General features: G+C 65.3%; 11 protein-coding genes and 1 pseudogene. 4 read left to right on the forward strand and 8 right to left on the reverse strand.

Features of this window, described 5'->3' with window-relative positions:
* The first annotated feature begins 17 nt into the window (after positions 1-17).
* Both GGD65_RS09805 and GGD65_RS09810 read left to right on the forward strand, forming a co-directional pair.
* Entirely contained in the window at positions 18-1319 is a 1302-nt protein-coding gene (locus GGD65_RS09805) for an MFS transporter (protein ID WP_183235148.1), read from the forward strand.
* Positions 1320-1474: 155 nt separating this feature from the next.
* Positions 1475-4057, forward strand: a complete 2583-nt coding sequence (locus tag GGD65_RS09810; protein WP_183235149.1) for an EAL domain-containing protein — start codon at positions 1475-1477, stop codon at positions 4055-4057.
* Between the two features lie 78 nt (positions 4058-4135).
* On the opposite strand, the gene GGD65_RS09815 is transcribed toward GGD65_RS09810, so the two are convergent.
* The 6 genes and pseudogenes from GGD65_RS09815 to GGD65_RS09840 form a co-directional block, all read right to left on the reverse strand.
* The gene (locus GGD65_RS09815; protein ID WP_092253375.1) at positions 4136-5089 is read right to left on the reverse strand and encodes an MBL fold metallo-hydrolase; all 954 of its coding nucleotides are present in this window, start codon (positions 5087-5089) and stop codon (positions 4136-4138) included.
* Between the two features lie 130 nt (positions 5090-5219).
* The gene (locus GGD65_RS09820) at positions 5220-6173 is read right to left on the reverse strand and encodes an MBL fold metallo-hydrolase (protein WP_183235150.1); all 954 of its coding nucleotides are present in this window, start codon (positions 6171-6173) and stop codon (positions 5220-5222) included.
* A gap of 87 nt (positions 6174-6260) precedes the next feature.
* Positions 6261-7466, reverse strand: a complete 1206-nt coding sequence (locus tag GGD65_RS09825) for an NAD(P)/FAD-dependent oxidoreductase (RefSeq protein ID WP_183235151.1) — start codon at positions 7464-7466, stop codon at positions 6261-6263.
* A gap of 105 nt (positions 7467-7571) precedes the next feature.
* Entirely contained in the window at positions 7572-7892 is a 321-nt protein-coding gene (locus tag GGD65_RS09830) for a hypothetical protein (protein ID WP_104463432.1), read from the reverse strand.
* 97 nt (positions 7893-7989) lie between these two features.
* A pseudogene (locus tag GGD65_RS09835) lies at positions 7990-8331 on the reverse strand (helix-turn-helix transcriptional regulator); the annotation flags it as partial.
* Between the two features lie 15 nt (positions 8332-8346).
* Positions 8347-9285 carry an AraC family transcriptional regulator gene (locus GGD65_RS09840; RefSeq protein ID WP_246783243.1) on the reverse strand — a complete coding sequence of 313 codons (939 nt, stop codon included), beginning with the start codon at positions 9283-9285 and terminating at the stop codon, positions 8347-8349.
* 410 nt (positions 9286-9695) lie between these two features.
* Between GGD65_RS09840 and GGD65_RS09845 the strand changes: the two genes are divergently transcribed.
* The gene (locus GGD65_RS09845) at positions 9696-10628 is read left to right on the forward strand and encodes an AraC family transcriptional regulator (protein ID WP_183235152.1); all 933 of its coding nucleotides are present in this window, start codon (positions 9696-9698) and stop codon (positions 10626-10628) included.
* Between the two features lie 23 nt (positions 10629-10651).
* Here the strand turns inward: GGD65_RS09845 and GGD65_RS09850 are convergent, their stop codons facing one another.
* Both GGD65_RS09850 and GGD65_RS09855 read right to left on the reverse strand, forming a co-directional pair.
* Positions 10652-11578 carry a catalase gene (locus GGD65_RS09850; protein ID WP_183235491.1) on the reverse strand — a complete coding sequence of 309 codons (927 nt, stop codon included), beginning with the start codon at positions 11576-11578 and terminating at the stop codon, positions 10652-10654.
* Positions 11579-11710: 132 nt separating this feature from the next.
* Entirely contained in the window at positions 11711-12337 is a 627-nt protein-coding gene (locus GGD65_RS09855) for a TetR/AcrR family transcriptional regulator (RefSeq protein ID WP_183235153.1), read from the reverse strand.
* Between the two features lie 129 nt (positions 12338-12466).
* Here GGD65_RS09855 and GGD65_RS09860 point away from each other — a divergent pair, with 129 nt between their 5' ends.
* Positions 12467-13696, forward strand: coding sequence for a cytochrome P450 (locus GGD65_RS09860; RefSeq protein WP_183233189.1), 1230 nt, complete (start codon positions 12467-12469; stop codon positions 13694-13696).
* The last annotated feature ends 5 nt before the right edge of the window (positions 13697-13701 follow it).

Below are 13701 nucleotides of genomic sequence, written 5' to 3' on the forward strand. Positions count from 1 at the left end.
GATGAAATAAGCACAACATGCGGCTTCCGTTCTTCTACGGCTGGGTCGTGGTCGCCGTGACCTTCGTCACCATGGCCATCGGCGTCAACGCGCGTACCGCCTTTTCACTGTTCTTTCCTCCCATCATCTCCGAATTCGGCTGGGAGCGCGGCGTCACCGCGGGCGCCTTCTCCTTCGGCTTCGTGGTGTCTGGCGTGGTCAGCCCGCTGATCGGCCGCCTGATGGACCGCGCCGGCCCGCGCGCGGTGATGGAGCTCGGCGTCGTGCTGATGGGCGGCGGATTGCTGCTTGCGCCGCTCACCAGCGCGCCCTGGCACCTCTATGTCACCATCGGCGTCATGGTCGGTGCAGGATCGGTGTGTCTCGGCTATTCCGGCCAGTCGCTGTTCCTGCCGAACTGGTTCATCCGCAAGCGCGGCTTCGCCATCGGCATCGCTTTCGCCGGCGTCGGCATCGGCTCGGTGACGCTGCTGCCATGGGTGCAGCACATGATCGAGCAGACCGGCTGGCGCACCGCCTGCACCGCGATGGGCCTGCTCATCCTGGTCGTGCTGGTGCCGGTCAATCTGCTGCTGCACAAGCGTCCGCAGGATATCGGCCTCGAGCCGGACGGCGATGTCGTCCCGGCCGCAGGTGCGGCCCAGCCGATCTCCAATGTCGTCGATCCCGTCTGGGTCAATACCGACTGGACGCTGAAACGTGCCGTCGCGACCGCGCGATTCTGGTGGATCGCACTCGGCTATTTCTGCGGCCTGTACATCTGGTACGCGGTGCAGGTGCACCAGACCAAGTTCCTGCTCGACATCGGCTTCAGTCCCGGTGTCGCGGTGTGGTCTCTCGGCATCGTCAGCCTGCTCGGCATTCCCGGCCAGATCCTGCTCGGCCATGTCTCCGACCGGATCGGGCGGGAATGGGTGTGGGCGATCAGTTGCGCCGGCTTTGTGATCTGCTTTGCGGCGCTGATGGCGCTGAAGTTCCAGCCGTCGCTGTGGCTGGTCTACGTGATGGTGTTTACGCAAGGCGCGTTCGGTTACGGCCTCACCTCGATCATGGGCGCGGTGGTGTTCGAGATTTTCCAGGGCAAGCACCAGGGCAGCATCTTCGGCACGATCATGCTGGCGGCGCTGGCGGGCGGTGCGGCCGGACCGTGGGTGACCGGCTTCCTCTACGATCGCACTGGTGACTACACGCTCGCCTTCGCCATCGCGATGATCGTGAGCGCCTTGTCGGCGCTCTCGATCTGGCAGGCCGCGCCGCGCAAGGTGCGGGCCGTCGCCGGCCGGCTGCACAAGCTTCACGCGGGAACCGGCGCGGATTAGTTCCGCACCCATCAAGATACCGTCGCCGTTTTCGCGGATCGTTAAGTGCCGCCTCTTGGCGAGGAGCGATGACGCGGCAAAAAACGACTTGGACACCATCGGAGCGTTAGCGTCGGACCGCTTGCCGTAGTTTCCCGATATCGCCGGGTCAAACGATGTCCGCCTTCGATTGTCTCACTGAAATTCCGGACGTGCTGCGAGCCGCGCTCGAACGCGCCGACGATGGCGTCGTCATCGTCGATGACGCGCATCGCATCACTTATTTCAACGCCGCCGCGGAGCGCATCTGGAAGTTGGCACGCACCGACGTGCTGGGTCGCGATGCCGAAATTCTCGCCCTCAAGGGCCTTCAGGCCGATCCGGTGGCCGATCTCCGGGACGAGATCAGTCTCGTGCGCCGTGACGGCAGCCGCATCAGGGCGGCTATCGCGCTGTCTTCCGTGAAAATCGGCGGCGCCAATCATTACATCCTGTTTGCGCGTGACGTCACCATCGAAGCCGAGCGCCGCGTCAGGATCGGGCTTCTCCACGCCGTCTCCGACCAGACCAACCGGGCGGTGATCATCAGTGACACCGAGCAGAACATCGTCTATGTCAATTCCGCCTTCACGACGCTGTTCGGCTATACCAACGCGGAGGCCGAGGGCCGCCGCGCTGGCGAGCTGATCGCCGGCCGGCATACCGATCGCAAGGCCATCGCGAAGCTCATCAAGCGCCTGATGCATGGCGGTCGCCGCGGCGAAGCCGAGGTGCTGGTCTACGACAAGGACGGCGAGGAGATCTGGGTCTGCGCCCGGATCGATGCCTTCCGCGACACGAAGGGCCGGGTCAAGCACATCTTCGCGCTGCTCGAGGACATCACCGAGACCAAGCAGCTGCGCTCGCTCCAGCAACTCATCATGGGCGCGCTCGCCGACGAGGTGCCGATCGGCGAGATCGCCGACAGGCTGTGCCGTCGCGTCGAGGAGATCGCGCCCCACGTGGTCTGCTCGTTGCTTCACGTCGATGCCGCGGGCCTGATCCATCCGCTCGGCGGCCCCAGCCTGCCCGATGATTATTCCCGCGCGCTGGACGGCGTGGCCATCGGCCCCGATGTCGGCTCCTGTGGCACCGCCGCTTTCTACGGCGAACCGGTGCTGGCGACCGATCTGGAGACCGATCCGCGCTGGCAGCCCTACAAGGCCATGCCGCTCGCGATCGGCCTGCGCGCCTGCTGGTCGACGCCGGTCAAGGCCAAGGACGGCCGGGTCATCGCGACCTTCGCCTTCTACTATCGGGAGCCACGCGCGCCAAGCAATTGGCACCGGCGCATCGTTGAGGCCTGCGTCAATCTCGGCGCCTTCGCGATCGAGCGCAAGGAAGCGCGCGCCGAGATCGCGCGGCTCGCCTATCACGACATTCTCACCGGGCTGCCGAACCGCGCGCAGCTGCGCCACCTGATCACCACGGCGATCGATGCCTGCCCGACCGGCAGCCATGTCGCACTCGCTTTTCTCGACGTCGATCATTTCAAGGACGTCAATGACACGCTCGGTCACGCCGCCGGCGACGAGCTCCTGATCCAGCTCGCCCAGCGCCTGCGCGAGCAGATCGGCCCCGAGGACATGCTGGGACGGCTCGGCGGCGACGAGTTCGTCATCCTGCTGCCGCAACGCAACGCCGAGAGCGCCGCGCGCGTCGCGGCCGACATCACGGAGGCGCTGGCTGCACCCTTGAAGCTCGGATCGAAGCTGATGCCGATGTCGGCCAGCATCGGCATCAGCCTCTATCCCGACCATGCCACCGACATCGATACACTGATGCAGCAGGCCGATGCCGCCATGTACATGGCCAAGCAGGCCGGCCGCTCGACCTATCGTATCTTCAGCGCCGAGATGAACGGGCTCACCGAGCAGCGGCTGGCGCTGATCGCGGCGCTCCGCCGTGCCATCGTCGAAGGCGCGCTGACCCTCAGCTACCAGCCGCAGATCCGCAGCTGCGACGGCGCCATCCACGGCGTCGAGGCGCTGTCGCGCTGGCGTGATGCCGTGCTCGGCGACGTCTCGCCGGCAAAATTCATCCCGCTCGCCGAGGAGTGCGGCCTGATCGAGCAGATCGGACTGTGGTCGGTGCGCGAGGCCTGCCGGCAGATGGCGAGCTGGCGCCGCGCCGGGCTCAACATCCCTAGCGTGTCGGTCAACCTGTCACCGATCAATTTCCGCAACGTCACGCTGGCCGCGCGGCTCAAGGACATTCTCTCCGAATACGATCTGTCGGCGGACGCCTTGATGCTGGAGATCACCGAAGGCGCTTTCATGCAGGACGGCGTCGCCGCGCTCGAGACGATGAACGCGATTCGCGAGCTCGGCGTCGGGCTCTCGTTGGACGATTTCGGTACCGGCTATTCCAGCCTCAGCCGTCTCGCGCATTTGCCGATCCGCGAATTGAAGATCGACCGCAGTTTCATGCGCGATATCGAGCGTGACGCCGGCGCGCTCGCGATCGCCACCGCCGTGGTGCGCGTCGGCCAGGGCCTCGGCATGACCGTCGTCGCCGAGGGCGTCGAGACCGAAGGCCAGCGCAAGACCCTGGCCGAGCTCGGCTGCGACGTCGTGCAAGGCTTCTTCTACGCCCCCGCACTTCCCCCCGTCGCGTTCGAGCGCTGGCTGATCGAGCACTGCGCCGAGCAGGCGAGGGCGATGCTGGGGCGGCTGGATGTTGCGCCGGCAGGCAGCGACGCCGTGAGGCGGTCGGCTTAGGGACGGCGTCGAACACAGGGTGCGAACTCACTCATGCGGTGAATACGCACCCCGGTTCGGCTCTAACCCGACGAGCGGTCAGTAGTCCCAGAAGGCTGGCACCCAGCGAAAGTGGTCGCCGTCGACCGCGACCCGGCCGATGGACGGGAACGGCATGTGCGTGGCGACGAGGAGCTCTTCGTTCGCTGCCAGCTCGCGCAGAAGGCGGACCCGGACGCGGGCCGCCTCTTCGGGATCGTGCTCGAAGCCATTGTGCCAGTCGGGGTGGTCGAACCCGACAGTGAACACGGCGTCGCCGGCGAATGTCAGCCGATCGCCACCGGATGCCAGGCGAACGACGCTGTGCCCGGGGGTGTGGCCACCGGTGCGCGTGACCACCACGCCCGGTGCCACCTCGTGCTCGTCCTCGAAGGTACGCAGCTGGTTGTGGTATTCTTTCGCGAACCGCTTGGCGGTCGCCCGAAGCGCGTCCGGGAATCCCGGCGGCATCGAGACGTGGGAGAAATCGGGCGCCTCCCAGAATGCGACCTCGGCAGCTGCCACGTGGATGCGCAGGTCCGGGCGCAGCCGCTCCTTCACCTCGTCGACGAGCAGCCCGCCAATGTGGTCCATGTGCATGTGCGTCAGCACCACGTCGGTCACGGACTCAAGATCGATACCGGCGGCTTCCAGTCGCTTGCTCAATTGGCCGGCCCGCGGCAAGTGCAAGTCCGGGTCGGATCCTAGTCCGGCGTCGACGAGGATGGTCCGGTCGCCGCTACGCACCACGACCACGTTCAGCGCCCAATCGAACGCGTCCGGCGGCAGGAACATGTCCTTCAGCCACGCCGCGCGGACGGCCGGGTCGGCGTTGTGGGCCAGCATCGCGCCTGGCAGCGTCAGTACGCCGTCGCTGATCACCATCACGTCGATCTCGCCGATCTTCAGCGCGTAGCGCGAAGGAACCAGCTCTTGGGACCCCGGCTCGCCGGGGCGTGTGGTGTGGTGCAGGTTCATGTTCGTCTCCTCAGTGTTACGGATCGTCTGGTTCATCTTGAAAGCTCCTTCGTTCTGTCTTGACGCAGTTCAGTAAGTGACCGCGCGTCTGCCGTGGGCAGTGCGGTCAATGCCTTGAGGTGTTCGGAGATTGGGGCGTTCTGGGGCGACCTGATCCAACACGCGGTTAGTAGTCCCACCAGGTCGGGACCCAACGAAACAGGTCGCCTGCGGTCGCTACCCGGCCGATCGACGGGAACGGCATGTGCGTGGCGACCAGCCACGCGCCCGTCTCCGCCAGCTCGCGCATGAGCCCGATCCGGACGCGGGTCGCCTCCTCGGGATCGTGCTCGAAGCCGTTGTGCCATTCGGGGTGGTCAAACGAGACCGGGAATATGGCATCGCCGGCGAACATCAGCCGGTCGCCGCCGGATGCCAGGCGGACCACGCTGTGCCCGGGGGTGTGACCGCCGGTGCGACTGACGATCACTCCCGGCGCCACTTCGTGCTGCTCTTGGAAAGTGCGCAGCTGGTCGCGGTATTCGTCCATGAATTGCCTGGATGCTCGCCGAGCCAGGTCGGCGAGCGCCGGCGGCATGGCGGTGCGGGAGAAATCCGGCGCTGCCCAGAACTTGACCTCGGCCGCAGCCACGTGAATCCGCAGGTCCGGACGCAGCCGCTCTTTCACCCCGTCGACGAGCAGTCCGCCAACATGGTCGAATTGCATGTGGGTCAGCACCACGTCGGTCACCGATCCAAGATCGATGCCGGCAGCATCGAGCCGCGAGCCGAGCTGCCCGGCTCGCGGAAATTCCGGGTACTCCACACCGAGCCCGCTGTCGATGAGGATGGTCTGGTCGCCGCTGCGCACCACGACCTCGTTCAGCGCCCAATCGAACGCGTCGCGCGACAGGAACATGTCGTCCAGCCACGCGCCTCGTGCAGCCGGGTCGGCGTTGGTGGCCATCGACTCCGCGGGCGGTGTCAGCACGCCATCGCTGATCACCATCACGTCGATCTCGCCGACACGGAGCGCATAACGCGACGGAACCAGCTCGTCGGACCGCGCTCTGTCGAAATGTGTGGTGTCGTGCAGGTTCATGTTCGTCTCCTTCTGAGCGTGAGAGATCATCTGATTCATCTTTGAGACTCCTCTGTTCGCATGTGGATTGTTGAGGGGCTGCAGCGGGCCGCGCCCGCAGGAGCGCGGCCGTCATCAGGTGGGCGTCTAGAGATCAGTCACGCGTTCCGGATCGGCTGACGCGAGCGCGGCGGCACGCTCGGCGCGCGGCGGGTAGATCCAGACCGTGTTGATCTCCCGCTTCGTCTTCTTGGCGACGTCGCCGACCATCTCGACGTTGCGCTCCCAGCCGCGCGTGAACAGCGCGCCGGCTTCGCCGAGGTCGAGACAGGTGACATAGGTTTTCTGGTGGTAAGGCCTGGTCGTGAGGCCGAGCAGCTCGGCTGCGGCATTGTTGCCGGCGAAGGCGCCCATCCGCGTGGCGTGCTGGCACGACATCAGCGCGTAATTGCCCTCGTCGTCGCAGGCCGCACGCGCCGCATCGCCGGCCGCGAAGACGCCCTGAACGCCTGTCACCTGCAGGCAGCGGTCGACAAGCAACCGGCCGAAACTGTCGCGCTCGGCGGGAATCTGCGTCGTCAACGGCGCGGCGCGAATGCCCGCCGCCCAGATCACGGTCTCGGTTTCGATGTGCTCGCCGCTGGACAGGGTGACGCCGGATTTGTCGAGCGAGGCGACCCCTGCACCGAGGCGGGCTTCCACGCCAAGCTTGCCAAGGGCTTCCTCGATGATGGGACGGGGACCCGCGCCCATGTCGGGCGCGATCGACGTGTTGCGTTCGACGATGATGACGCGGGGCCTGGCGCTCGTGCCGAGGATTTCGCGAAGCCGCGCCGGCATTTCGGTGGCCGCCTCGATGCCGGTGAAGCCGCCGCCGCAGACGACGACCGTGTCGCGCCCGTTCGTGGCCGGCCGCTTGGCGAGGCCATGCAGATGCTTGTCGAGCATGATCGCATCCTCGAGCGAATCGACGCTGAAGCCGTGCTCGGCAAGGCCCGGAATGTTGGGGCGAAACAGCCGGCTGCCGGTGGTCACGACGAGGCGGTCGTAAGAGAGCGTCTTTTTCGTGCCCTTCACTGTCGCGATCTTGACCATGCTCGATTTGGTGTCGACCGTCTCGGCAATGCCCTGAACATAGGTAACATCGATGGCCCTGAGCACGTCGAGCAAGGGCGCCGTCAGGGTCTCGGGCTTTCGTTCATAGAGCCGCGGGCGAACCACGAGCGTCGGCTCGGGGGCAACCAGCGCGATCTCGAGCTGGTCTGGCGAGACGCCCTGGATCTCGCGCAGGCGTGCGGCGGAAAGGGCGGCGTACATGCCGGCGAAGCCGGCGCCGATGATGACCAGTCGCATGAGTTTACTCCTTGATCTCTGCGTTTCGATCTCTGCGTTTCGAAGTCCGTGCGCGCGCCGTCGCTGCTCGGTGACGGCACGAAGAGGTGAAGTGAATCGCCGGCCTTAAGGCGCGGCGCAGCGCGACAGCGGCGAACTCGATGGCCAGCCTTGGTGCAACGAACTTTGGCGTAGCCAACCTTGACGAAAGACGACCGGCTGAGTCGTCCTCGGGCCCCAGTCCTGGTAGGGAAGACCGGAGCCATCCCGGGTCATGATGGACACCAGCGGGTAGGTCGGATGCATGGCTTGCGCCGGAATCTCGACCTGCTCGCCCGTCGCCGACGTGAAGCGAACGGCCAGCGAGAGTCCGTACAATGTTGCGGTTGCAAGGCCTCGGCGTCGCGAAGCGATCACCCGCCGGCTGATGAAGTTTTTCCAGGTCATCTTCGGTCTCCGTCGATTGGTCTGGCACGGTGATGGTCTAGCGGATCGAATCTGCCGCTGCGCCAGAGCGATTGCCGCGGTTGCATCGCGATTGCTGCTAACGCTTGTGCCTGCGCCAGTCGCTCGGGCTCTCGCCGGTCAGCTTTTTGAAGGCGACTGCGAACGCCGTTTGCGAGGAATAGCCAAGCGCAGCTGCGATCGAGACGATCGAATCGTCGGAGTCGCGCAGCATCTTCATGGCCTGCTCGAGCCGGTGCTGGCGCAGCCAGGCATGCGGTGAAAGTCCAGTGCTTTCCTTGAACGCGCGGCGGAAATGGAAGCGCGACAGCCCGGCATCCGACTCCAGCGCGGCGAGTGATAGGTCCGTCTCGACTTCGGACCGCAGGCGCTGGATCGCGCGGTTCAGTGTCGTCGTTGACAGTCCGCCGAAGACGGACCGGATCGGCGGGGCTCGTTAGCGCGCGTGCCGCCTGCGCCAGTCGCTCGGCGTCTCGCCGGTCAGCTTCCTGAAGGCTGCTGCGAACGCCGTCTGCGACGAATAACCCAGCGCCGCGGCGATCGAGACGACCGCTTCGTCGCTGTCGCGCAGCATCTTCATGGCCTGCTCGAGCCGGTGTTGGCGCAGCCAGGAGTGCGGGGAAAGGCCGGTGCTCTCCTTGAAGGCACGGCAGAAGTGAAAGCGCGATAATCCGGCATCGGAAGCCAGAGCATCAAGCGAGACGTCCGCATCGCTGTCCGAGCGCAATCGTTCGATCGCACGGAGCAGGATCTTCGGCGACAGCCCGCCCATGGTCGGCTGCAGCGTGGCTGGCGAACCTGTGTGCGCAACCAGCAGGCGCGTGGCCAGAAGATCCGTCAGCTGATGCCGAAACAGCGTATCCAGGGCTTCGTTGCCTCCCAGCGTATCAGCCGCGCTCAGGAGCAGCCGAGACGTAATGGGATCAGGATGCGCCGTCCGCTCCAGCAGGTCGTCCGTTCCGGTGATCTCGGCTTCGCGGGCAACGCGCTTCAACGTTGCATCAGGAAGATACAGTTGAACCACATCGACGGGCTTCGGAATGTCCCATCGGGAGCTTGATCCTTCCGGAATGATGATCACGACCCCGCGACGAAACGTACCGATCGCAACCGATTTTCCCGTCCGCCGCTCCATGCGTTGCATCACGCCGTTGTAGGCCATGATCACGTGGTGGCTCATGGGCTCGACGACGTCGTGCAACGGATCATGTTGCCAATGGGCGATCCCGGCACCGGAGGACTCCAATGCCATGCGAAGTGGCTCGGTCCCGAGCACGCGCGCCATTTCCGCATCGGCGCGTCGCTCGGAGCTCGAGCGATCGTGCGGCTGTGAGCCCGGCGGGGGTGGCAAGCCCTGGTGCGAGGGATTGCGCATGGGTGCAGTGCTCCCGGTCATTGGGTGGCTCCTCCTGATCAGCTCAAGCTTTCGATCAGTGTCCGTACTTGTACGGGTCGGCGCGTGTTCTATGCGCTGCGAAGGTTCCGCGTATTTCCTGAAGCGGTGATGCTTTGTCCGATCCTGCTCCAAGCCGGCGCGCGCTTTCACAAACGCACGATGGGCCGGCGACGCGCTTGCCGAGGCATTGAGCCGGGATTGCGCGAGAGGTAACAAAACCCGTTGAAATTGCTCGTGAAAGGCGATCTGAGGCAATAATGCGGCGGGCCGTCATACGGCTGTCGCTCCGACGCGCTGGTCTGGACCGTCGCCTGGCGATGTCGGATAATTAGGGGTGATTTGGCGATGGCGCCGCGCTCCCAAGTCCCCTCTCATACGAGATCACGGCCATGACACAGGCAGCTGCCTTCGCGCAGAAGGTCGAACGGTTTCTGCATCTGAAAGATGCGCCGCCAACGCTGGCCACGCGTTCGCTGCGCAGCGCGGAGCTCGCCGTCACCGAAACCCGGGATGACCATCCCATGCCGCGTCTTTCCGATTCGATGCCCTCGGAGGACGCCTATCTCGTTGGCCTGAAATTTCGCGATTTCGCCGATTGCGAGTGCTGGGAGCGCGGCCGCTGCGTAATCAAGAGCGATATCCGCGCCGGCGGCACCTATCTGTACGACCTGAAACGCGATCCGCGCTACGTGATCGACAAGCCTTTCCATTCCCTGTTGTTCTATCTGCCCCGTTCAGTGCTGGACGACATGGCGAGGCAAGGCGGCGCGCCAAGGATTGGCGAACTCGCCTATCAGCCCGGCGTCGGCCATGACGATATGACGATCCGCCATCTCGGCGCATCGTTCCTGGCGGCATTGCGCCAGCCTGATGAGGCCAACCAGCTCTTCATCGACCACATGATGCTCGCGCTCGCCGCACATGTTGCGACGACCTACGGCGGATTGCGGTGCGCCGCCGAGCCGGCGCGCGGCGGCCTTGCTCCTTGGCAGGTCAAGCGGGCCTGCGAAAGGTTGGAATCCGATCTCCGCGGAAAGCTTTCACTGGACAAGATCGCAGCCGAGTTCGATCTGTCCGTCAGTCATTTTTCGCGTGCATTTCGCGTCTCCACCGGCCTGCCGCCGCACCAATGGCTGCTGCGTCAGCGCGTGGACACGGCCAAGCAATTGATGACGGTGCGCGACCTGTCGCTGGCGGAGATTGCGATATCGGCCGGGTTCGCCAATCAAAGCCACTTCACCCGGGTATTTTCCTCGGTGGTCGGGATGAGCCCGGGAATATGGCGCCGCGAGGCGCAGGGCGTGCCGGAAAGCGAAACGTGATCCGGGCTCAAGACGCCTTCCGCTCAACGGCGCCGTGCCTGAGAGATGGTATAGGCGGCGCTGCGCGCTGCAAACATCTCGTCCGGCGGGTGGCCGATGCCGTCGGCAAGATTGGCCGGATTGAACGCGGACCCGTCGCACGCCTCGTCTGATTCTGTGCCCGTGATCACGATTGTTCCGAGGCGTACCGCTTCGCGCGCATCCTCATCGGGCCAACGCTCGGTCACGTCCATGACGGGGTCGCCGGGCCGGTCCAGCAGCGCCATCACGCTGAACCTGACATCGCGTGCCCCGATCCGGGCTTCGAGCTCGCCGCGCAGAAAGCCGGGGGACTCGGCCGCGGCGGCGTCCTCGGGCGGCCTGCCTTCCTCGCCGACCGGCGCGACCTTGAATTTGATGAACCGTGTCTCGCCCTTTGCATTCGTCGCGGGAAAGGCGTGCACGCCCCAATAGGTCGTGCACGCAAGGCTTGCGGGTGGCGGGTGCACGGCAAGGTAGCTTGCCTGATGCAGCGTTTCGGGATTGGCGGCGGAGAATGCCTCGACCTGCGCCATGTCCTGCTTGCCGTCCGGTCCCGGCATGCGCGCCTGGAGGAACGCCAGCATTTGGTCGAGCGTTCTGGCGAAATGAACCGGGGCGTTCTGGGTGAAGATCTCGGAGCGCTGATCCCCGCTGCCGAGCCGGAAGCTGAAGCCGCGCAGCGAGCACCTGTCAGTGACCACCGCATCCGGGGTGCAGCCGTCCGCCGAGAACCGCGCCAGCACCCGGGACGGCTTGGTGAAGCTGCGGGATCTGGTGATCTCCTCGGCCTGATGCGACGGGGTGTAGGTGCCGCGAACGCATTGGCTCCAGGCAAAGCTCACCCGTGCCTTTGGCGGAAGCCCGGCAACCGCCTTCAGGGCATCGACAACAGACGTCGGCGTGGCAGCGCCGCTGGGGAACTGAGGCAGGACGAAACCCTGGGTTCGAACGATGGCGCTCGTTTGTGACGCAGGGCGGATCGAGCTTCTTTCCCAAAGCGGGCGCGCCTTGTCCGATCCTGCGACAAATCTCGCGGCTCGCTTGCTCGGGGCCACCGCGCGCTATGAAGACGCCCCCGTGTCCGACGCCAGCCCCGTCCTCCGCCGCAAATCCGTGATCGCACGCAAGAAGCTATCCGCAGGCGTCGTCTCGGGATCGATCAGCCGGTGCAGGCGAAAGCCGTCTTCGAGCGCCAGCACGACGGAGGCCATCCAGGGCGGATTCAGATTGTCGTTGCGTCCGTTGCTCTTCAACGTCGCCTCGACGATGTCGGCCACCAGCTTGCGCCGCGCGCGCAGGCGTTTGGCAAGCTCGGGACGGCGCTTCTCGGCGCGGGCGACGAACAGGATCATCTCCATGTGCAGCAGCGGCGAGCGGGCGAGGGGATCCTGCCGCGAGCGGTCCATCGCCTTCAGCGCCGCGATGAAATCGTCGAGATTGTCGTGCTGGGCGAGGATGTCGAGGTTGCGCCGGATCGACTGCTCGACATGGTCTTCGAGCATGGCGATGATCAGCTCGTCCTTGCTCTTGAAGTTGGAATAGAACGCGCCGCGGGTGAAGCCTGCCGCCGCCGCGATCGCCTCGATGCTGGCGCCGCCGATGCCGTCCTGCTCGAACACGCGCGCGGCCGCCTCGAACAATTTGTCGCGCGTATCGTCCCTGGTCGGTCTGGTTCTCACCCTTGACATCGGACGAGGTTAGGGCAGAATGCAACTCGATACAACAATGTATCGAGTTGATAATTCAGGGATGGGTTACGCCGGGCAGTGGGGCTGCGATCGGCGTATTCGTGTCATCGGCAACCGATTGAGGTCACCATGAACGAGCACGTGCAAGGCGCAGGCGGACCGCTGTTCAATCCGCTGTCGCCGGACTTCATCCGCGATCCCTATCCGCACTATGAACGGCTGCGCACGAACGATCCGATCCACGTGACGCCGTTCGGCCAGTTCGTCACCAGTCGCCACGCCGACGTCAGCCTCGTGATGCGCGACAAGCGCTTCGGCAAGGATTTCGTCGAGCGCTCCAAGCGCCGATATAGCGCCGCCATCATGGACGAGCCGGTGTTCCGCAGCATGAGCCACTGGATGCTGCAGGCCGATCCGCCCGACCACACCCGTCTGCGCGGCCTCGTCGTGAAGGCTTTCACCGCCCGCCGCGTCGAGGACATGCGGCCGCGCATCCAGGAGATCGTCGACCAGGCCATCGATGCCGTGATCGAGCGCGGCCACATGGACCTGATCGAGGATTTCGCCTTCCGCCTGCCCGTGACCATCATCTGCGAGATGCTCGGCATCCCCGAGGACCACCGCGAGGTCTTCTACAAGAGCTCGCGTGACGGCGGGCGGCTGCTCGACCCCGTGCCGCTCACTGCCGAGGAGATCAGGAAGGGCAACGAGGGCAACCTGATGGCGCAGATGTATTTCCAGCAGCTGTTCGAGCTGCGCCGCAAGAATCCCGGGGACGATCTCACCACCCAGCTGGTGCAGGCCGAGGAGGACGGCAACAAGCTCACCAACGAGGAGCTGACCGCCAACATCATCCTCTTGTTCGGCGCCGGCCACGAGACCACCGTCAATCTCATCGGCAACGGCCTGCTCGCGCTCCACCGCAATCCGGACCAGCTTGCGCTGCTCAAGGCGCGCCCCGAGCTGATGGCAGGCGCGATCGAGGAATTCTTGCGCTACGATTCCTCGGTGCAGATGACCGGACGCGTCGCGCTGGAGGAGATCGAGGATCTCGGCGGCAAGAGGATCCCCAAGGGCGAGACCGTGCTGTGCCTGCTCGGCTCGGCCAACCGCGATCCCGCGGTCTATCCCGATCGGCCCGACCAACTCGATGTCACCCGCCAGAATGTGAAACCGCTGTCGTTCGGTGGCGGTATCCATTTCTGCCTGGGTGCCCAGCTGGCGCGCATCGAGGCCGAGATCGCCATTGCCACGCTGCTGCGGCGGCTGCCCGATTTGCGCATCGACAACGTCGAAAACCCGGAATGGCGGCCGACCTTCGTGCTGCGCGGCCTGAAGCGGCTGCCGGCGAGCTGGTGAGGGCG

The sequence above is a fragment of the Bradyrhizobium sp. CIR18 genome (genome assembly GCF_014198295.1).
Classification (GTDB): Bacteria; Pseudomonadota; Alphaproteobacteria; order Rhizobiales; family Xanthobacteraceae; genus Bradyrhizobium.